This is a genomic window from Amycolatopsis sp. WAC 04169 (assembly GCF_003947535.1).
In the GTDB taxonomy this organism is placed as follows: Bacteria; Actinomycetota; Actinomycetes; order Mycobacteriales; family Pseudonocardiaceae; genus Amycolatopsis; species Amycolatopsis keratiniphila.
In genome coordinates this window covers 241,925-260,537 of the sequence record NZ_QHJI01000011.1, presented here as the reverse complement: position 1 = coordinate 260,537, position 18,613 = coordinate 241,925, and the positions used below count along the sequence as shown (strand labels likewise).

Annotated in this window: 17 protein-coding genes; 10 read left to right on the top strand and 7 right to left on the bottom strand. The window is 69.0% G+C overall.

The window, feature by feature from the left end; translation table 11 throughout:
- Positions 1-3: 3 nt before the first annotated feature.
- Genes DMC61_RS41505 through DMC61_RS30725 form a run of 3 tightly spaced genes read right to left on the bottom strand, consistent with a single transcriptional unit; the run spans position 4 to position 1,720 of the window.
- Positions 4-150 (bottom strand): hypothetical protein, encoded by a 147-nt coding sequence (locus DMC61_RS41505; protein WP_199750144.1) that lies wholly within the window; start codon positions 148-150, stop codon positions 4-6.
- On the bottom strand, positions 147-1,370 hold the full coding sequence (locus DMC61_RS30730; protein ID WP_125693536.1) for a hypothetical protein: 1,224 nt from the start codon (positions 1,368-1,370) through the stop codon (positions 147-149). Before DMC61_RS30730 ends, DMC61_RS41505 begins: the two co-directional genes overlap by 4 nt.
- A complete protein-coding gene (locus DMC61_RS30725) occupies positions 1,367-1,720 on the bottom strand; it encodes a hypothetical protein (protein ID WP_125693534.1) in 354 nt (117 codons plus the stop codon). Before DMC61_RS30725 ends, DMC61_RS30730 begins: the two co-directional genes overlap by 4 nt.
- A 111-nt stretch (positions 1,721-1,831) precedes the next feature.
- On the opposite strand from DMC61_RS30725, the gene DMC61_RS30720 reads away from it, so the two are divergent.
- From DMC61_RS30720 to mptB, 6 genes are all read left to right on the top strand, one after another.
- Complete coding sequence (locus tag DMC61_RS30720; protein WP_233595019.1) at positions 1,832-3,622, top strand: hypothetical protein; 1,791 nt, start codon at positions 1,832-1,834, stop codon at positions 3,620-3,622.
- Positions 3,623-4,014: 392 nt separating this feature from the next.
- Positions 4,015-5,799 (top strand): ABC transporter substrate-binding protein, encoded by a 1,785-nt coding sequence (locus DMC61_RS30715; protein ID WP_125693530.1) that lies wholly within the window; start codon positions 4,015-4,017, stop codon positions 5,797-5,799.
- Positions 5,800-5,807: 8 nt separating this feature from the next.
- Positions 5,808-6,839 carry an ABC transporter permease gene (locus DMC61_RS30710; RefSeq protein ID WP_072027195.1) on the top strand — a complete coding sequence of 344 codons (1,032 nt, stop codon included), beginning with the start codon at positions 5,808-5,810 and terminating at the stop codon, positions 6,837-6,839.
- On the top strand, positions 6,836-7,741 hold the full coding sequence (locus tag DMC61_RS30705) for an ABC transporter permease (protein WP_016334228.1): 906 nt from the start codon (positions 6,836-6,838) through the stop codon (positions 7,739-7,741). Before DMC61_RS30710 ends, DMC61_RS30705 begins: the two co-directional genes overlap by 4 nt.
- Positions 7,738-9,408: an ABC transporter ATP-binding protein gene (gene nikE, locus DMC61_RS30700; RefSeq protein ID WP_125693528.1), complete on the top strand. Its 1,671-nt coding sequence runs from the start codon at positions 7,738-7,740 to the stop codon at positions 9,406-9,408. The genes DMC61_RS30705 and nikE overlap by 4 nt, the downstream gene beginning before the upstream one ends.
- Before the next feature lie 14 nt (positions 9,409-9,422).
- A complete protein-coding gene (gene mptB / locus DMC61_RS30695) occupies positions 9,423-10,982 on the top strand; it encodes a polyprenol phosphomannose-dependent alpha 1,6 mannosyltransferase MptB (protein WP_125693526.1) in 1,560 nt (519 codons plus the stop codon).
- Between the two features lie 387 nt (positions 10,983-11,369).
- Here the strand turns inward: mptB and DMC61_RS30690 are convergent, their stop codons facing one another.
- Genes DMC61_RS30690 through DMC61_RS30675 form a run of 4 tightly spaced genes read right to left on the bottom strand, consistent with a single transcriptional unit; the run spans position 11,370 to position 15,299 of the window.
- The gene (locus tag DMC61_RS30690; protein ID WP_125693524.1) at positions 11,370-11,786 is read right to left on the bottom strand and encodes a TIGR03668 family PPOX class F420-dependent oxidoreductase; all 417 of its coding nucleotides are present in this window, start codon (positions 11,784-11,786) and stop codon (positions 11,370-11,372) included.
- A gap of 13 nt (positions 11,787-11,799) precedes the next feature.
- Positions 11,800-12,426, bottom strand: coding sequence for a bifunctional 2-polyprenyl-6-hydroxyphenol methylase/3-demethylubiquinol 3-O-methyltransferase UbiG (locus tag DMC61_RS30685; RefSeq protein ID WP_125693522.1), 627 nt, complete (start codon positions 12,424-12,426; stop codon positions 11,800-11,802).
- 48 nt (positions 12,427-12,474) lie between these two features.
- A complete protein-coding gene (locus tag DMC61_RS30680) occupies positions 12,475-13,362 on the bottom strand; it encodes an LD-carboxypeptidase (protein WP_125693520.1) in 888 nt (295 codons plus the stop codon).
- Positions 13,359-15,299 (bottom strand): prolyl oligopeptidase family serine peptidase, encoded by a 1,941-nt coding sequence (locus DMC61_RS30675; protein ID WP_125693518.1) that lies wholly within the window; start codon positions 15,297-15,299, stop codon positions 13,359-13,361. The genes DMC61_RS30680 and DMC61_RS30675 overlap by 4 nt, the downstream gene beginning before the upstream one ends.
- A 121-nt stretch (positions 15,300-15,420) precedes the next feature.
- Here DMC61_RS30675 and DMC61_RS30670 point away from each other — a divergent pair, with 121 nt between their 5' ends.
- The 4 genes from DMC61_RS30670 to DMC61_RS30655 are packed head-to-tail and all read left to right on the top strand — an operon-like array spanning position 15,421 to position 18,528.
- Positions 15,421-15,996 (top strand): DUF3090 domain-containing protein, encoded by a 576-nt coding sequence (locus DMC61_RS30670; RefSeq protein ID WP_016334235.1) that lies wholly within the window; start codon positions 15,421-15,423, stop codon positions 15,994-15,996.
- Between the two features lie 4 nt (positions 15,997-16,000).
- A complete protein-coding gene (locus DMC61_RS30665) occupies positions 16,001-16,783 on the top strand; it encodes an SCO1664 family protein (protein ID WP_083715246.1) in 783 nt (260 codons plus the stop codon).
- Positions 16,768-17,661, top strand: coding sequence for an aminoglycoside phosphotransferase family protein (locus DMC61_RS30660; RefSeq protein WP_125693516.1), 894 nt, complete (start codon positions 16,768-16,770; stop codon positions 17,659-17,661). Before DMC61_RS30665 ends, DMC61_RS30660 begins: the two co-directional genes overlap by 16 nt.
- Before the next feature lie 51 nt (positions 17,662-17,712).
- On the top strand, positions 17,713-18,528 hold the full coding sequence (locus DMC61_RS30655) for a DUF3097 domain-containing protein (protein WP_125693514.1): 816 nt from the start codon (positions 17,713-17,715) through the stop codon (positions 18,526-18,528).
- Positions 18,529-18,613 lie beyond the last annotated feature (85 nt).

Sequence of the window (18,613 nt, the reverse complement as noted above, 5' to 3'; positions counted from 1 at the left end):
GGGTTACTCGTCGTCTTCCTCAGGCGTGGTCGGGACCTGCTTGCGCGCCACATAGATGAGTAGCCCGATGATCACCACGGGGCCGACGAAGATCAGGATCTCGTCCCAGCCGCCCTGGTGCATCATCACCACCCGCGCCGCGCTGGTCATGAGCCGGAGACCAGCGCGATCCCGAGCGCGGTGTAGCCGATCATCAGCGCCAGCATCGGATATTGGCCCACCTTGACGTAGTTCGCGCGCAGCACGCCGACGGAACGGTCATGTGCCGAGGTTACGGCCAGCACGTGCCCGGCGACGATTCCGGCGATCTGCACCAGCGCGATCACGCCGGTCGACACGATCGTGTAGTCGATCGCGCGGCCGAAGCCCTGCTGCCCCGAGAACACGGCGAACGAGAAGTAATGCGCGACCGTGTAGCCGACCATGATCGGGATCAGAGAAGGCGCGAACGCGGGATACGGGTCGAATCCTCGGCGCAGGTACGGCCTGGTCAGGCTGATGGCGCCCGCGTAGGCGCCATAGGTGAGCGCGATACAGGCCGCGAGCCCGGCGGTGCCGCCGAGGACGCCGGCGTCCAGCGATGTCCAGAAGGGGAGGCGGGTCAGGCCGTCGAACGCGGTCGAGCCGAGCACCACCAGCACCAGCGCGGTCAGCCACGGCGCGGGGGAGATGGTGAGCAGACCGTCCAGTGGATTCCGGGCCACCAGGCGTCCGTCGGCGCGCCTGCCGAAAGGGGAGAGGGCCGCGATCAAGCGCGCGTAGACCTCGAAAGCGTCACCGCGGTCGAACCAGTGCGGGCCGAACACGACGCCGAACGCAATGTGTATAACGGCATATACGGTGCCGAAAAGGGCGATCGCACGAGGCGAATCCGAATACGGGAACACCAGTTCCAGCCACAAAAACGCCAGGAGACCGACGATCGCGGGGAGGTAGCCGAGCCGGTCCGGGAGTTCGCGATGCCGGGACGGGATCAGCGACGCGACCGTCCTCAGTGGATTCAGCCGTCGCCAGACCGGGCCGAGCAGGAGTGAGAACGGAACGAGCCCGACCCAGAACCAGACGTAGAACCAGGCGGGAGCCGGATTGTCGGCCGAGCTGCCGGGACCCGCCCATGACGTCGTCAGGAAGCTCGCGAACAACGCTACGCCGAGCACGCTTGAAGCGACTCGCGAGAACCTGCTGTCGACGAACCGTTGCAGGGCAAGGGGGAGAGGTCGCCCGGCTTCGGCGCCGCGGAGTTTGGGCTTCTTCCAGAGCACGGTGAGCGCGAAGAAGGAGACCACGACGGCCGCCGCTCCCGCGTAGAGCGCGAGCCACAGCGGGACCGGCAGATCGGACCGGCCGCCGAGCCCGTGCGCGAGGATCATCCGCTCACCCGGAGCTTGGTCACCGCCGCGCCGCTCTTGTGCAGTTCCACCTCGAAGATCCCGTCGATGTTCGCGGTGAAGGAGACCGTTCCCGGAACACCGGGGGTGAGCTGGGCGGCCTTGTCGTAGCCGTGGACGTGGAGTTCGTCCGGCTGGTCCGAGGTGACTTCGAGTGCGACGTTCTCGCCGGTGCGCACCGCGACCTCCTCGGGGCCCGCCGTGCGCTTGCCCTCGGTGACCGAGAACTTGACGGTCCGGGTGCCGGTGCTCGGCGCCGGGTCCTGCGCCGATCCCGAGCAGCCGGTCAGGGCGAGCAGCGCGGCCACGGTGATCCCGCAGATCCTCCGCATCGAGGTCCCTCCAAGTCGTACGCCCCGGCTTGCCCGGCCGGGACCTTGCGCCTATCGTGTTACCCCAAGGTAACAGTTACTCAGGTTAGCAGGAAGGCGAGAACGGTGTTCATGGCTCAGGAGAGCCCGCCTGCCGGCGGAGCGCAATTCGGGCAGATCGTCATCGCGGGCCTGATGTTCACGGCGGTCTTCCTGCCCTTGGCGCTCTTCGTGCTTCGCGAGCGCGCGGGGAAGCGGACGGTCTTCGGTCGCGTGGCGGACTGGATGGGTGAGCTCACCGGCCTGCCGCGCTGGGCGGCGCTGCCGATGTTCGTCGCCTTCCTCTCCGGGATGTCGGCGCTGATCGGCGTCTACTGGGACGTGCCGATCCACATGGAGCTCGGCCGCGACGAAGGCCCGCTCGCGAACCCGTCGCACTACCCGATCTACTTCGGACTGATGGGCATCTTCGCCAGCGGTGTGCTGAGCGCGACCCTGGCGACGAAGGACCTGCCCAAGCGCACGTTCAAGATCGGCCCGCACTGGCGGGCGCCGATGGGATCCATCCAGATGATGGCCACCGGGCTCGTCGGCATCGCGGGCTTTCCGCTCGACGACGTCTGGCACCGCCTGTTCGGCCAGGACGTCACCGAATGGGGGCCGACGCACGTCCTGATGATCGGCGGCGGGGTCTGTGTCGTGCTGGGTCTGCAACTGCTGCTCGGCGAGGCGCGCCAGGTCGGTGCGACCGGACCGGTCGTGCGCCTGCTCGGCCCGGTCCTCGCCGGTGCCTGGATGATGGGCGCTTCGGCGTTCCTCATGGAGTTCGATCTCGGTGTCCCGCAGTTCCCGATGCTGTCGCAGGTCGTGCTCGTCGGACTGATCGGTGCCTGGACGCTGACCTACGGCCGGCTTTCCTGGGGCCCGGGCGGCGCGTTGATCGTCCTCGCGGTCTTCCTCGCTTCTCGTGCTTCGTTCGCCGTCATCCCGCTGTTCGCCGACCTGCACGTGGCGTCGTTGCTGCCGTACGTCGCCGAAGCGGTGATCATCGAGGTCGTCGCCTTCGCGATGCGTAACCGGCAGGGGTACATGTTCGCCGCCGTCGCCGGTCTGCTCGTGGGGACAGCGGGGATGCTCGCCGAAGCGGCGTTCACCCATTGGCTGATGCCGAATCCCTGGCCCACGGCGCATCTGCCGTTGTTCGTCCTGTTCGGGACCGGTGCGGCGCTCGCGGGTGCGTTCATCGGCGTCTGGCAGTACCAGCGAGTGGAGGAGACGGCGACGCGGGTGCCCGCGGCCGGGCCCCGGCACTCGGTCGGGCTCGTCGGCGCACTGGGCGCGGTCGCCCTGATGTCGGCGGTCGCAGTCCCGGCGGATCCGGAGCCGGGGTTCACCGCCGACGTCCGGCTGACCGAGGCCGCGACCGGGCTGCCGATCTCGAACCCGCACGGGGGCGGCACGCCCCGCTGGGTCGACGCGACCGTCACGATCTCGCGGCCCGACCTGGCCGACGGCGCCGTATGGCTCAACGGTTTCGCTTGGCAGGGCGGCGATTTCTTCACCGCGCCGCTGGAGAAGATCGGCGACGGGGTGTACCGCACGGCCCAGCCGCTGCCGGTGTTCGGCCAGTGGAAGACCGGGATCCGCGTGCACGTCCCGAACCGGGTGATGGGGCTGGCCCCGATCTACGCGCCCGCCGACCCGGCCGCGAACGCGCCGTCGATCGACGCGACGTCCGGCACGCGCCCGTTCATGTCCGAGATCGAGTTCCTGCAACGAGAGCGGAAGTCGGAGACGCCCGCGGTGCTGTGGACGGTCGCGTACGTGACCGTCGGGCTCATCTTCGCCGGGATGTGGGCGCTGTTCGCGTGGCTCTACGCGGCCGCGGCCACCGCGCGGCGGCGCGAGGTCTCCGTCGGCTGACACCCCGCGTTTCGTCCTCTGGATGCGGTACTTGCGCGTGCAACGACCGCATTCAGAGGACGAAACGCTTTGCTCGCACTTCGTCGCACGTATCGATTGGGCATCATCGCGCGCAAGGCTTCTGCAAGCCCGCTTCCCTTGAATACCCAGGACACTGCACGTGTCGCCGTTTCGCGCGCCGAAACAGTGACGCAGTGCGACGTCGACGAGACGTAAAGTAGCTGTCGACCACGCGACGACATCCGCCGTGCACGATCGGTATTGGCGAGTCATTGCGCGGTTACCGCGACATGTGGTTACTTTTCCGCCTCGGGGGTTGGGTTACAGCGAGTTTCGATGGGGTGGTCTTCGTGCGCACAGAGCGTTTTCCGAGGCGACGACGTGGTCTTCGCGTGGTCGCCGTCCTCGCCGCTTCGGCGGTCGCGACGGTGCCTTTCGTGCCCGCCGCGGCGGCACAGCAGCAGGGCAAGGTCCTCCGGGTGGCGCTCACGACCGGCATCGACCACCTGAACCCGTTCACCGCCCAGCTGGCGGCGTCGACCCAGGTCGGCCGGTTCAACTACGAGTTCCTGACCCTGCCTTCGGCCGAGGACACCCAGCCCACGGGCGGGATCGCGGAGTCGTGGAAGACGTCGGACGACAAGCTCACCTGGACCTTCACTATCCGCCAGGGGATGAAGTGGTCCGACGGCAAGCCGATCACCGCGCAGGACCCCGCGTACACCTTCCAGCGGATGCTCGACGACGAGAACGCCCGCACCGCGAACGGCAGCTACGTCACCAACTTCGCCTCGGTGTCGGCGCCGGACGACAAGACGCTCGTCATCAAGACCAAGGCCCCGCAGTCGAGCATGACCTCGCTCGACGTCCCGATCGTGCCCAAGCACATCTGGGAGCCGATCAAGGATCTCAACGCCCCCTCGACCGACGACATGGCCGTCGTCGGCGTCGGCAGCGGCCCGTACCTGCTGACCGAGTACAAGAAGAACGAGTTCGTGAAGTTCAAGGCGAACAAGGACTACTGGCGCGGCGCGCCCAAGGTCGACGAACTGCAGCTGCTGCAGTTCAAGGACGCCGAGGCCGCGGTCAACGCGCTGAAGCAGGGCGAGGTCGACGTCATCAACCGCCTCACGCCGACGCAGTTCGACGCGCTCAAGAGCGAGAAGAACATCACCACGAACAAGGCGCCCGGCCGCCGGTACAACGAGCTCATCATCAACTTCGGCGTCAAGAACGTGCTCGACCAGCCGATCGGTGACGGGAACCCGATCCTCAAGGACCTCCGCGTCCGCAAGGCGATCGCGCAGGCCATCGACACGAACACCATCGTCGAAAAGGTGATGAACGGCTACGGCCAGCCCGGGACCGGCGTCGTGCCGGCGATCTACAAGGCCTACACCTGGACCCCGTCCGACGCCGAGAAGACCAAGTTCGACATCGCGGCCGCGAACGCCACCCTCGACCAGGCGGGTTACGCCAAGGGAACGGACGGCATCCGCGTCGCCCCCGGTGGCGCGAAGCTGGAGTTCCGCCTCGCCGGCCACGCGAACCGGCCGTTCGACCAGCGTGTCGCGCAGTTCGTCACCGGCTGGCTCAAGGACGCCGGCATCGGCGTCAAGCAGGAACTCGTCTCCGACGACGAGCTGGACGACCGCACCACGGCGGGCAACTACGACCTCGCGATCTCCGGCTACGGCACCTCGCCCGACCCCGATTACGCCCTGAGCCTGAACACCTGCGCCGGCCGGCCGAACGCCGAAGGCAACGGCGGCAGCTCGGCGACGTTCTTCTGCGACCCGCGCTACGAAGACCTGTACAAGAAGCAGCTGACCGAGTTCGACCCGGCGAAGCGCGCCGAGCTCGTGAAGCAGGCGCAGGCCGTGCTGGCGGGGGAGTACGTCGACGTCGTCCTCGACTACGACAACGTGCTCGAGGCCTACCGCTCGGACAAGTTCTCCTCGTTCACCAAGCAGCCGCAGCCCGACGGCGCGATTCTCGAGCAGTCCGGCTACTGGGGCGTCTACGGCGCCACCCCGGCCGATGCGGCGGCGGCCGGCACCGAGGAGAGCAGCAACACCGGATTGTGGATCGGCATCGGCGCGGTCGTGCTCGTGGTGCTCGTCGGCGGCGGCGTGCTGCTCGGGCGGCGCGGCAAGTCGGCTGACGACCGGGAGTAAGAGCAGCGTTGACCGAAGCACTCAGTTCCCTCGACCAGTCCTCGGCGCTCGTCGATCCCGACGAGCGCCGGGGCGGGACCGGCACCGCCCGGTTCGTGCTCTCCAAGATCGGCGGCGCGCTGGCGAGTCTCGCTCTCGTCGTCGTTCTGGGGTTCTTCCTGTTCCGGACGCTGCCCGGCGATCCCGTGCGGTTCATGGTCCGCGACCGGCCGACCGATCCGAAGATGATGGCGGAGCTGCGCGCGCAGATGGGCGTGGACAAGCCCCTGCTACAACAGTTCTGGGACTACATCGTCGGCCTGCTCCAGGGCGACATGGGCGTCTCGTATCTGCAGCGGCGTCCGGTCTTCGACATGATCGGCGAGCGGTTGTGGCCGACGATCCTGCTCGTCGGCAGCGCGACGGTGCTCGCGGTCGCGCTCGGCCTCTGGCTCGGCATCCGCGCGGGCTGGCGGCGGGGGAGCGGGTTCGACAAGGCCCAGACCGGACTCGCGCTGACCCTGTGGTCGGTCCCGCAGTTCTGGCTCGGGCTCATGCTGCTCGTGGCGACCGACGGGCTCTTTCCCAGCCGGGGCATGCATTCCCCGGACGTCGAGCCGGGCTTCTTCAGTGAGGGTCTCGACGTCCTCCATCATCTGGTGCTGCCGTGCGTGACCCTGCTGGTGGTGTTCTACGCGCAGTACATGCTGGTCATGCGGTCGTCGTTGATCGGCGAGATGAACTCGGACTACCTCACCACCGCACGGGCCAAGGGCCTGCGCGACGACCTGGTGCGCAAGCGGCACGCCGTGCCCAACGCCCTGCTGCCGACGGTGACGCTGGTCTTCATGCAGTTCGGCATGGTCGTCTCGGGCGCGGTCTCGGTCGAGGCCGTGTTCAGCTGGCCGGGGCTCGGGCAGCTGCTCTACGAAGCGCTCCGCGGACCTGATCTGCCTGTCCTGCAAGGAGTCTTCGTCACCCTCGCCGGCGCGGTTGTGCTGATGAACCTGCTCGCGGAGCTGCTCTACCGCGTGCTCGACCCCAGGGTGCGGACGGCATGACCACTGCGGAAAAACCCGGTTCGATCGTCTGGCGCCGCCGCCGCGAGGCCGTGGCGAAGCGCTGGCACGAGTTCACGACGAACAAGGCCGGTGTCTTCGGGCTCGCCTTCCTCGGCATCCTCACCGTGCTGGCCATTCTCGCGCCCGTGATCTCGGACGAGTCCGGCCTCGACGTCACCAAGGCCCACGGCGGTTCGCTGAACCCGCCCAGCGGGGAGTTCTGGCTGGGCACCGACATCGACGGCCGTTCGGTGCTGCTGATGACGTTCTGGGGCGCGCGGATCTCCCTGCTCGTCGGGTTCTCGGCGGCCTTCCTTTCGGTGCTGATCGGCACGATCATCGGGATCGCCGCCGCGCACTTCGGCGGCTGGCTGTCCGGGCTGCTGCTGCGGTTCACGGACTTCTTCCTGGTACTGCCGTCGCTCGTCCTCGCCGTGGCCTTGGCGTCGGTGCTGGAGCAGGGCGCGATGACGGTGATCGTCGCCATCGGCGTCACCGCCTGGCCGAGCACCGCCCGGCTGGTCCGCGCGCAGACACTGACGATCGAAGGCCGTCCGTACATCGAGCGCGCGAAGGCGCTCGGCGGCGGTCATCTGCACATCGTCGGCAAGCACGTCCTGCCCGGTGTCATGCCGCTCGTGCTGGCCAACACCACGCTCGTCGTGGGCAACGCGGTCATCGCGGACGCGACGCTGGCGTTCCTCGGTGTCGGCAACCCGAACACCGTCTCGTGGGGAGCCATGCTGCAGACCGCGCTGAACAACGGCGCGATCAGCAAGGGCGCCTGGTGGAACCTGCTGCCGCCGGGTGTCGCGATCGTCGTGGTCGTCCTCGCTTTCACCCTCGTCGGACGCGCGCTGGAGACCGTGCTGAACCCGCGCCTGAAGGGACAGCACTCATGAGCCCCTTGCTGGAACTGAAGAACCTCGGCGTCACCTACGCCACCGGGAGCGGTGAGGTCGCCGCCGTCCGCGGCGTCGATCTCGTGCTCGAACCCGGCGACACCCTCGGCGTGGCGGGGGAGTCGGGGTCGGGGAAGTCGACGGTCGCGATGAGCGTGCTGCGGCTGCTCCCGCGTTCGGCGAAGGTCAGCGGTGAGATCCTGCTGGACGGCGAGGACGTCACGGCCATGAAGTGGGGCAGGCTGCGCGCGGTGCGCTGGGCCGAGGCCTCGGTCGTCTTCCAGGGCGCGATGCACGCGCTCAACCCGGTGCGGAAGATCGGCGAGCAGATCGCCGAGCCGATCCGCCTGCACCCGCCCGGCGGCAAGGCGCTGTCGGACGCCGAGATCCAGGCCAAGGTCAAGGAACTGCTCGAACAGGTCGACCTGCCGCCCGGCCGTGCAGGGGCGTACCCGCACGAACTGTCCGGCGGCCAGAAACAGCGCGTCATGATCGCGATGGCGCTGGCCTGCTCGCCGCGGCTGATCATCGCGGACGAGCCGACGACCGCGCTCGACGTCGTCGTCCAGGCCCAGGTGCTCGACCTGCTGGGCAGGCTGGTCGCGGAACAGGGGATCGGGCTGATCATGATCAGTCACGATCTGTCGGTGCTCGCCGCGACCTGTCGCCGGATCGCGGTGATGTACGACGGCGAGATCGTCGAGGAACGGCCGAGCGCCGAGCTGATGAGCGCGCCGCATCACGAGCACAGCAAGGCGCTGGCGGCCGCGTTCCCGACCGTCGGCGACCCGGTGTCCCGGTTCGCGCCCGCGACCAGCACACCGCTGCCGCCCGAGCCGGAACGCAGTGCCGACCAGCCGGCGTTGCTGGAGGCCGAAGACCTGCGCGTCAGCTTCCGCGATCGCACCGGCAAGCGCATCAACGCCGTCGCCGGGGTGAGCCTGCAGGTGCGGAAGGACGAGATCGTCGCACTCGTCGGCCAGTCCGGCTCCGGCAAGACGACGCTCGCCCGGACGCTGCTCGGGCTGCAGAAACCCGATTCCGGCGCGGTGCGGTACGACGGCAAGCCGGTCCCGCTCGGCGGCGCCGGGCTCAAGGCGTACCGGCGGCAGGTCCAGCTCGTGCTGCAGGACCCGACGAGCGCGCTGAACCCGAATCACACGGTGTACGAAGCCGTCGCGGAAGGCCCGCGCATCCACGGGATGGGCGGGAGCGAGCACGAGATCGTCGTCAAGGCACTGGAAGCGGCCGAACTGCGGCCCGCGGAGAAGTTCCTCGACCGGCTCCCGCACGAGCTGTCCGGCGGGCAGCGGCAGCGGGTCGTCATCGCGGGCGCGCTCGCGCTGGATCCTGGCGTGATCGTGGCCGACGAACCGGTGGCCTCGCTCGACGCGTCGGTGCGCGGGGAGATCCTCGCCCTGTTGCTGCGCCTGCGGCGTGAACTCGGCCTCGCCGGGCTCGTGATCACCCACGACCTCGGGCTGGCCTGGAACATCGCCGACCGGGTCGCCGTGATGTACCGAGGGGAGCTGGTGGAGGTCGGCACCGTGGAGGAGGTCCTGCTGGATCCGAAGCACGACTACACGAAGTCGCTGCTCGCCGCGTTGCCCGGTGGAACCGCGCGGGAAACCCCCATTGCCGCGCACTCGCACAGGCGCGGTGTGTAACCTCCAATCTCGAAATGGCGACCACGACAGACCCCCAGCAGACGCCCTCGGCCGGTTCGCTCGGCGAGCGGCTACGGGTGCCTTCCCGGTTCCCGTACCGCACCATCGCGATGGGAACCATAGGCAGCACGCTGCTGATGCTGGCGGCGCTCGGCGCCGGCGGCATCCTCATCCGTGACCCGATCCTCGGGCACGGACCACTGTCGTGGATCCGCTACGGCCACGGCCGCATCCTCGCCAACGCGATGCTGTACACGGGCTTCGCGCTGATCATCTGGGCGTGGGTCCGGCTGGGCCGCTACGCTCTCGCCGGCCGAATCGGCAGCCGCCCGATCGTCATCGCCGCCGCCTGCTGGATGGCGCCGCTGCTGGTGTCGCCGCCGCTGTTCACGCGCGACGTCTTCTCGTACCTCGCGCAGGGCGCGCAGTTGCTCAACGGCCTCGACCCGTACGCCAACGGTCCTGCCGAGCTGGTCGTGCTGCCGGACGTCGTGCAGAACGTCCACCCGCTGTGGCAGACCACTCCCGCGCCGTACGGCCCGCTGTTCCTGCTGGTGGCCAAGGGGATCGTCTCGGTCACCGGCAACGACATGATCGCCGGTGTCATCGCGACCCGGCTGGTCCTGATGCTCGGCCTGGTCGGGATGCTGTGGTCGCTGCCGCGGCTGGTCAAGCACCTCGGCGGCAAGCTGCCGATCACCCTGTGGCTCGCCATCGCCAGCCCGATGACGGTGATCCACCTCGTCGGCGGCCCGCACAACGACCTGCTGATGCTGGGCTTCCTCACCGTGGGTGTGCTGGCGGCGCTGGAGCGCAAGCACGTCGTCGCGATCGTCCTGGTCACCATCGGCATGCTGATCAAGCCCACCGCGGCGTGGGCGCTGCCGTTCCTGGTCTGGGTGTGGGCGAACCACCTGCCCGGGGACCGCAAGGTGGTCAACTTCTTCCGCGCGGGCGCCGCGTCGGTCGGGATCTTCCTGCCGGTGTTCGTCGCGGGCACCTGGCTCTCGCTCGGCTCGGTCAACCTGGGCTGGCTGACCGGCCTCAAGGCGCCGACGCTGATCGCGAACTGGATGAACTTCCCGACCGGGATCGGCGAGATCTTCTACTCGCTGGTGAACCTGGTGATCGACGTCGAGGTCTCGCCGTTCGTCACGGTGTTCCGGGCGATCGCGATGGTCGGGCTGTTCGTCTTCGCCGGCTGGCAGTGGTGGCTGGCCCGCGACGGCGGTTACCCGGCGATCCACCGGATGGCGATCGTGCTACTGGCCGGTGCCATCGTTCCGCCGCCGTCGCTGCCGTGGTACCTGACCTGGGGTTTCGTGGTCCTGTCGGCCTTCGAATGGCGCCGCCGGAACCTCGCGGTGGTCGTCGCGGTGTCGGTGTTCGTGACGCTGGTCTATTACCCCACGGGGGAGCAGGCCCTGTACGACTGGTGGTTCATGGCCGGTGTCGTCGCGGCGAGCGTGTACGCGGCCGCTTCGCTGCTGCGGCCGGATCCGCTGGGGATCATCGCCGCCTGGCGGGGGAAGCCGACGGAGCAGTTCCTGCCTGCCGAGGCTCCTCGGTCCTGATCTCAGGTACATGATGGCCTCCTTCCTTGCGTCTAACGCAAGGAAGGAGGCCATCATGTACCTGGGGCTTGGTGGGACACCGCCACGGCGTTCCGGCTGCTGAGAGGCGCTTGGTACGAGCTCGCGGTTCTTTCGGTGTCCCCAAGGGGAGGCGGCGCGGTTGCGAAGGGCGAGTTTCCTCGGCTGAGCGGTGTGAAGTAAGCCTTCGCGCGCTCTGAATGTGAAGGTTGCAACTCCTGAGGCGATCTGACATTCCGTGAAGGCCTCCTTGAGAGACCCAGAGTCCCTCAAGGAGGCCTTCACGGAACCTCACCAAAGTGTATAACGACCTATACGGCATGGCGAAGGCCTTGTTGCCGTAAAACGGCAACAAGGCCAAAAAATCGCTCAAGAAGAGCGCCATCCGCTCCAAGAGTGAACGAGCGTGGTCACCACGGCGTGCGGAGCGGGCTGTGCCTCGTACTGCGGATACTTCTCCCGCAGCAGTCGAACTGGGAGAGCCTGCTCGTCGGGATCCGTCAGCACGCGGGCGACACCGTCCGCCCGCGCCCACCACAGCCGGGCCCAGTCCTCGTCATAGCGGTCGGTCAGGAAACTGACGGCGGGATTCTCCGCGATGTTCTTCAGCCGCCGCAACGCCGTGGTGCTCTTGGGCTTGTGATCGATCGCGAAGGCCACCGAGTCGCCTTCGACGACGAACGTCACCGGCACGATGTGGGGGACGCCAACCGAACCGGCCGTCGCCAGTCGCGCGATCCGCTCGCCTTCGAACCGTGACCGGGCTTCGGCAGGCGTCATCCGCATGCCGTGAAGGTACCTAGCCCGAGCGGCGCACGCGGAGCACGTTGTCCGACCGTGTGCCGTGCTGTCCCTCCGGGCCGGGGAAGTCGTGCGTGATCAGGTCCTGCCGCTCCACGGTCCATTCGCCGTCGGCCAACGCCAGCGCTTCGAGGACCTCGGCGGTCGTCGGGAAGTGGACGTCCTTGTGCGGCGGTTCGTCCATCCACGTCGGCCAGCCCGCGTGGCCGGCGACCACGAGGGTTCCGCCGGGTGCGACGGCTTCGGCGGCTCGGCGGAGTGCCTTGTCCCGTTCGCCGGCCTCCGCGACGGGCGAGTGGAAGAACTGTGCGGAGACGAGGTCGAAACGACCTTCCGGGAACGATTTCGCCAGGTCGTGGCGCTCCCAGGTGATGCCCTCGGCGCCGGCCTCGGCCGCGTGGGCGGCTGCGCGCTGGAGCGCGACATCCGAGATGTCGACGGCGGTGACGCGCCAGCCCTGCTGCGTGAGCCAGATGGCGTCACCGCCCTCACCGCAACCGAGATCGAGCGCGGTGCCCGGCGTGAGGGCGGCGACCTCGTTCACCAGGATGGGGTTCGCCTTACCGCTCCAGACCTGGTCCTTGTCCCGGTAGAAGTCTTCCCAGAACTGCTGTGTCGAATCCATGACCGCAAGATGCCCGCGGTTCCATCGTGTCCGCAAGTTCCGTTGCCGTTATGGCAAAACCTGGAGTGTTCCCGCGTCCGTGTCGAGGGTGGCCCGCGCTCCGAGGGGAATGGTCGGGGACGCCGGGACGTGTCCGACGCCGAAGTCCCACGCGATGGGTACGCCGAGTGGCCCGAGCCGGTCGAGCATCAGGGCGCGGATCTCGTCGGGATCACCGCACGACTTCCAGGAGCCCAGCACGAAGCCCCGGACACCGTCGAGCCAGCCGGAACGCAGCAGCTGGGTGAGCATCCGGTCGATCCGGTAGAGGCTCTCGGTGACGTCCTCCAGCAGCACGATCGACTCGCGTGCCGAGCCCTGTTCCGGCGTGCCGAGGCCGGCCGTCAGCAGGGCGAGGTTGCCGCCGACGAGTGTGCCGGTCGCGGTGCCCGGCACCAGCGGTGACGACGTCGGCGAGGCGATCAGTCGCACGCCTTCAGGTTCGAACAGCGACAGCCGCAGGTGTTCGGCGGCCACCGCGTCGAACAGGGTGGTGGCCGGCATGGGGGAGAACAGCGTCTCCAGTCCCAAGTGGACATTCACCGCCCCGTGCAGTGCGGTGACGTCGCTGGATCCGGCGAACATCTTGGGCCCGGCCGCCTTCAGCGCCGCCCAGTCGACCAGGTCGAGCATGCGCTGCGAGCCGTAGCCGCCGCGGGCGGCGAGGACGCAGGTCACTCCCGGGTCCAGCCAAGCCCGGGTGAACTCGGCGGCACGCTGCTCGTCGGAAGCCGACAGGTAGCCGGTGGAGGCGGCACGGACGCATTCGCCGACGTGGACCTCGACGCCCCAGCCACGGAGTACGGGCAGCGCCTTCTCGACGAGGTCCGGCGGGACTGGGCCCGCCGGGGCGACCAAGGCGATCGTGTCGCCCGGTCGCGTCTTCGGTGGCCTCACCGGCTCAGCCGGAGCTTCGGCACGCCGGGTGTCTCGAAGCCGAAGACCTGGCCGTAGAACGACAACTCCGCTTCGAGCGCGGCCACGATCGTCTCCGCCTTCCGGAATCCGTGCTGTTCGCCCTCGAACCTCAGGTACGCGTGGTCGATGCCACGCCCGGCGAGTCCGGCCACGAACCGGTCCGCCTGCTCGGGTGGGCAGATCTCGTCCTCCAACCCCTGCAGGAACAGCAGGGGGCCGGCGAGCGTGTCCGCGTTGTTGATCGGCGACCGGTCCCGGTAGCGCTGCTCGGCCTCCGGCAGTGGCCCGATCAGCCCGTCGAGGTAGCGGGATTCGAAGTCGTGTGTCTCGCCACCGTCGCCGGTCCACTGGGTGAGGTCGAGGATCGGGTACATCACGGTGCCCGCGCGGTAGGTCGTCGCGGTGGTCAGCGAGGCGGCGGAGGTGTAGCCGCCCGCGCTTCCGCCGCGGATCGCGAGCCTGTCGCCGTCGACGGTGCCTTCCGCGGCGAGGGCTTCGGCGACGGTGACGCAGTCGGCGACGTCGACGACGCCCCACTGTTCCCGCAGCCGTTCGCGGTAGGCGCGTCCGTAGCCGGTCGAGCCGCCGTAATTCACCGTGACGACGGCGATCCCGCGGCTGGTGAAGTAGGCGATCTCGTGGTCGAGCACCGCGCTGTCCCGGCCGGTCGGCCCGCCGTGTGGGTACACGAACAGTGGTGGCAGTTCCCCGTCCGGTGCGGCGAAGTCGGGGTTCGCGGGGAGGTAGAGGAAAGCTGGGATCCGGTCACCGTCGTCGGTCTTGAAGATCCGCTCGACGGGCGTCGACAGGTAGGCGGGCGAAGGCGGTTCGGGTGCCGAAGCGAGCTCCGTCACCGTCCCGGCGGCGAGGTCGACCTTCACGACGGCGGCTTCGCGCTTAGGGCCCGCCGCGACGCCGACGACGCAGCCTTCGTGGACGGCCAAGCCGTTCGTGGACCACGCGGTGAGGTCGGCGGCGGCCGTCACCGGGGTCAGTTCCCGCGTCGTCTCGTCGAGGACTGCGAGCCTGCCTGAGGCGATGACGGCGAACCGGCCGTTCCCGAGCGGTGTGAACCAGCGGGCGCCGAGTTTCCACTGCGCGCCGCCGATCTCCTGTTCGGCCGGGGCCAGGTTCGTGAGGCTGCCGTCGAGTCCGACGCGGTGCAGGTTCCACCAGCCGTTCGGGTCGAGCAGGGCGAGCAGGCTGTCCGCCGACTCCCAGTCGACCTGGCAGACGGAGACGTCGGCGGCCCCGGCGGCGACGCGGTGCGGGCCGAAGGTGCCGTCTTCGCGGAGTTCGGCGACGCACAGTTCGGTGCCGTCCCAGGGCATCGCGGGGTGGTTCCAGCCGAGCCACACGGCGCGCGTCCCGTCGGGGGAGAGCTGTGGTGCGGTGAGGAAGTGATGGCTGGCCGTCAGAACGCGTTCCGGGCCGCCGTCGAGTGGGACCGCGATGAGGTCCCGGGCGATGTCGACGCGCCGGGGGCCGGTGCTGCGTTCGCGGACCAGCCATACTTCGCCGGGTCGGCCGGGCCGGAGGTCGCTGTAGCGGATCTGGTGCCGCGTCGCCGGTTCCGGGGTCAGTGGTGTCGTCTCGCCGGTGGTCAGGTCGCGGCGGTAGACGCGCTGATCCGTCCAGTGGGTGAAGACCAGGACGTCGCCGAGGACGAGCCAGGGGCGGCCGCCGTACTCGTGGACGCGGTTCCGGACGTTCCACGGGGCGGGAAGGATGTCTTCGACCGTGCCGTCGGCGCGGGACCGCACGAGGGTCACGCGGCCGCCTTCACCTGTTCTCGCTTCGGCCCACCAGACCTCGTTTCCCGCCGTTCCGAGCCATTGCGCGCTGACTCCCGAGGCCGCGACGTCGGCGGCCGACAGGGGAGACGTCCAGGTGCCGTAAGGGGCGATCTCAACCACAGGGGAAGACTAGGTTCGTCTCTTTGCCCGTGCCTGCGCGGGGCGCGGCGGTTTCGCCCTTGGCTGAACCATGGGGCGGCGGATGCCGATCATGTGGCCGTGGCCTAGGGTCAAAGGTGCCATGTCTCGCGTAATCCACGTCTTCCGCCAGCCCGACCGGTTCGTCGCAGGAACCGTCGGTGAGCCCGGCGACCGCACGTTCTACCTCCAGGCGTCCGAGGACGTCCGCACGATCAGTGTGACGATCGAAAAACAGCAGGTCGTGGTCTTGGCCGAGAGGCTCAGCTCGCTGCTGGAAGAGGTCGCCAGCCGGTTCGGCGCGGACGTACCGGACGACGCGCCCGACGAGCTCCTCGACGTCGACCCCCTGACCGTTCCGGTCGAGGAGGAGTTCCGCGTCGGCACGATGGGGCTCGGCTGGGACGCCGACAGCAGTGCCGTCGTCATCGAGCTGCTCGCGATGACGGAAGGCGAGGTGGACGAAACGGTCGTTCTGGACGACACCGAGGAGGGGCCGGACGCCGTCCGTGTCTTCCTGACCCCCGGCGCCGCGCGCGCTTTCGCGGAGCGGGCGGACAGGGTGGTCAACGCCGGCCGTAAGCCGTGCCCGTTGTGCGCGGAGCCGCTCGACCCGGCGGGTCATATCTGCCCGCGTCAGAACGGGTACCGGCGCGACGTCGACGTCCTCGAGGACTGACCGGGTGACGGAGACTTCGCGGGAGCTGGTGGCGCGCGGCAAGATCGACGTCGAAGGCAGGCTCGTCGACGCCTCCAATGTCACGCTGTTCTGCACGATCGAGCTCGACGGCGTCACCGGCAACGTCGTGTACAAGCCGGTTTCCGGTGAGCGGCCGTTGTGGGACTTCCCGGACGGGACGCTCGCCGGCCGGGAGGTCGCGACGGCGATGATCGCGGACGCCTCCGGGCTCGGCGCGATCCCGCCCACGGTGTTGCGGGACGGGCCGTTCGGGCCCGGCATGGTGCAGCTGTGGATCGAGACCAGCGATGAGGAACTGGTCGACGTCCGATCCCCGGAGAGCGTGCCGGACGATTGGCGTGTGGTGCTGCACGCGCACGATCGGGACGGCGAACCTGCGGTGCTCGCGCACGCGGACCGGCCGGGGATGCGGGAGCTGGCCGTGCTCGACATCGTGGTCAACAACACCGATCGCAAGGGCGGCCATGTGCTGGCCGGTGCCGACGGTCGTGTCTACGGCGTGGATCACGGGATCTGCCTGCACACCGACCCGAAGCTGCGGACGGTGCTCTGGGGCTGGATCGGCGAGCGGCTGACCGAAGACGAGATCGGCAAGCTGCGTGGCCTGCGCGAGAAGCTGGACGGCGAACTCGGTGACGCGCTCGGTGAGCACCTCACCGGGTTCGAGATCCGGGCGCTGGCCGAGCGCACCGAGCTGCTGGTGGCGGAGGCCGTGTTCCCGGAGCCCGGTGACGACTGGCGTGCCATCCCGTGGCCACTGTTCTGATCGACGACGAGGCGCGTGCGCGGCTGATCACGCGGTTCGGTGACGGGGTCGCGGCGTGGTGCGACGAGTTGCCCGCCCTCGTGGCGCGGCTGGCCGAACGGTGGGGGCTCACCGTCGTCGACGCGAAACCGGGGAACACCGGCCGGACGTTGATCTGCGCCGGGGACGACGGAGTCAAGAAGGTCCTGAAGCTGACGCCGGATCATGCGATCGCCGCGTCGGAGGCCGCCGCGCTGCGGGCGTGGGACGGCTGCTCGCGGGTCGTGCAGGTGCTGGACACCGAACTCGGCGACGGCGCGATCCTGCTGGAGGGCATCGACCCGGGCACGGAGTTGCTGGAGGCGGGGGCGGACGTCCCGTGGGCCGAGGTCGGTGACCTGCTGGTCCAGATCCACGCGGTGGCCCCGCCGCCGGAATTCTCGACGCTGGAAGACCGTGTCGTCTTCATGTACGACCTCGCCGAGCGCGGGCTGCGGGGTTCGGTCGCCGAGGCCACGCTTTCGTTGGAGACCCTCGATCGGGCGCGGCGGCGGGCGCTCACGCTCGCGACCGGCGGGGCAGGGACCGCGATCGTGCACGGCGATCTGCATCCGGGCAACGTCCTCGACGGCGGGCCCGGGAGGGGTGCGGTCGCGATCGACCCGCGTCCGAGTGTCGGTGATCCGTGGTTCGATCTGGCCGATTGGGTCACGTTGCCGATGCGCGAGGGTGGAACGCTCGAAGACGGCTTCGACGCGATCGCGCCGTATGTGCCGGGTTTCGACGCGGGACGGGTGCGCGCGTGGTGTGTCGCGCTCGCTCCGCTGTTCGTGATGCGCCCGCTGGAGCGGGGCGAGCGGACCCCGTTCGTCGAAGCCATGTTGTCGATGACCGCTTGACCGGCGTGGCGGGGAGACGCCGGGCCCCGGGCGCCGATAGCGTCGTGCGCCGTGCGCTCCCATTCGTACGACGACGTGCTGTCCGGTCCTCGTAAGCGGAAGATCCCCGAGGTGCCCGCGGAACCGGGGCTCGTGGTCGAAGACCCGGCCAGCGGCTACTGCGGTGCCGTGGTGAAGATCGAGTACGGCAATGTCGTCCTCGAAGACCGTCACGGCAAGCATCGCGTGTTCCCGCTGAACCCCGCGGGTTTCCTGCTCGAAGGCAAGCCGGTCACGCTGGTGCCGGCGAAGGTGGCCCCGAAGACCCCGGCGCGCCGGATCTCCGCGTCCGGGTCGGTGCAGGTCCAGGGACTCAAGGCGCGGGTCGCCCGCGATTCGCGCATCTGGGTGGAGGGCAAGCACGACGCCGAACTCGTCGAGCGGGTCTGGGGACACGATCTGCGCGTCGAGGGCGTGGTGGTGGAACCACTCGATGGTGTGGACGTGCTGTCCGATCGCATCGGCGAGTTCGGCACCGGTCCCGGGCGGCGGCTCGGTGTGCTGGTCGACCACTTGGTGGCGGGCAGCAAGGAGTCGCGGATCGTGGACGCGATCCGCGACGAGAACGTGCTGGTCACCGGGCATCCGTACATCGACATCTGGGAGGCGGTGAAACCTTCGGTCGTCGGTATCCGCGCCTGGCCGAAGATCCCGCGCGGCACGGAGTGGAAAGAGGGCGTCTGCGAGGCCCTCGGCTGGGGCGAGCCCTGGGAGGGCTGGCAGCGGATCCTGGCGGCGGTCGGCAGCTACCGGGATCTGGAAACGCCGCTGATCGGAGCGGTGGAACGGCTCATCGACTTCGTCTCCGACCCGGGTGAAGAGTCCTGAATGACCGATTTGCGCGAGGTCACTCAAGGTCACGCGTCGGTCACGTCGGTTTCGCTTCTTCGGTATGAATCGACGCGATCTGGGA

Coding starts and splice junctions, on each gene's coding strand:
- DMC61_RS30685 (WP_125693522.1), bottom strand. CDS start 12,426: ATGGATTCGACACAGCAGTTCTGGGAAGACTTCTACCGGGACAAGGAC.
- DMC61_RS30705 (WP_016334228.1), top strand. CDS start 6,836: ATGACCACTGCGGAAAAACCCGGTTCGATCGTCTGGCGCCGCCGCCGC.
- mptB (WP_125693526.1), top strand. CDS start 9,423: ATGGCGACCACGACAGACCCCCAGCAGACGCCCTCGGCCGGTTCGCTC.
- DMC61_RS30725 (WP_125693534.1), bottom strand. CDS start 1,720: ATGCGGAGGATCTGCGGGATCACCGTGGCCGCGCTGCTCGCCCTGACC.
- DMC61_RS30730 (WP_125693536.1), bottom strand. CDS start 1,370: ATGATCCTCGCGCACGGGCTCGGCGGCCGGTCCGATCTGCCGGTCCCG.
- nikE (WP_125693528.1), top strand. CDS start 7,738: ATGAGCCCCTTGCTGGAACTGAAGAACCTCGGCGTCACCTACGCCACC.
- DMC61_RS30720 (WP_233595019.1), top strand. CDS start 1,832: ATGGCTCAGGAGAGCCCGCCTGCCGGCGGAGCGCAATTCGGGCAGATC.
- DMC61_RS30670 (WP_016334235.1), top strand. CDS start 15,421: ATGTCTCGCGTAATCCACGTCTTCCGCCAGCCCGACCGGTTCGTCGCA.
- DMC61_RS30690 (WP_125693524.1), bottom strand. CDS start 11,786: ATGCGGATGACGCCTGCCGAAGCCCGGTCACGGTTCGAAGGCGAGCGG.
- DMC61_RS41505 (WP_199750144.1), bottom strand. CDS start 150: ATGACCAGCGCGGCGCGGGTGGTGATGATGCACCAGGGCGGCTGGGAC.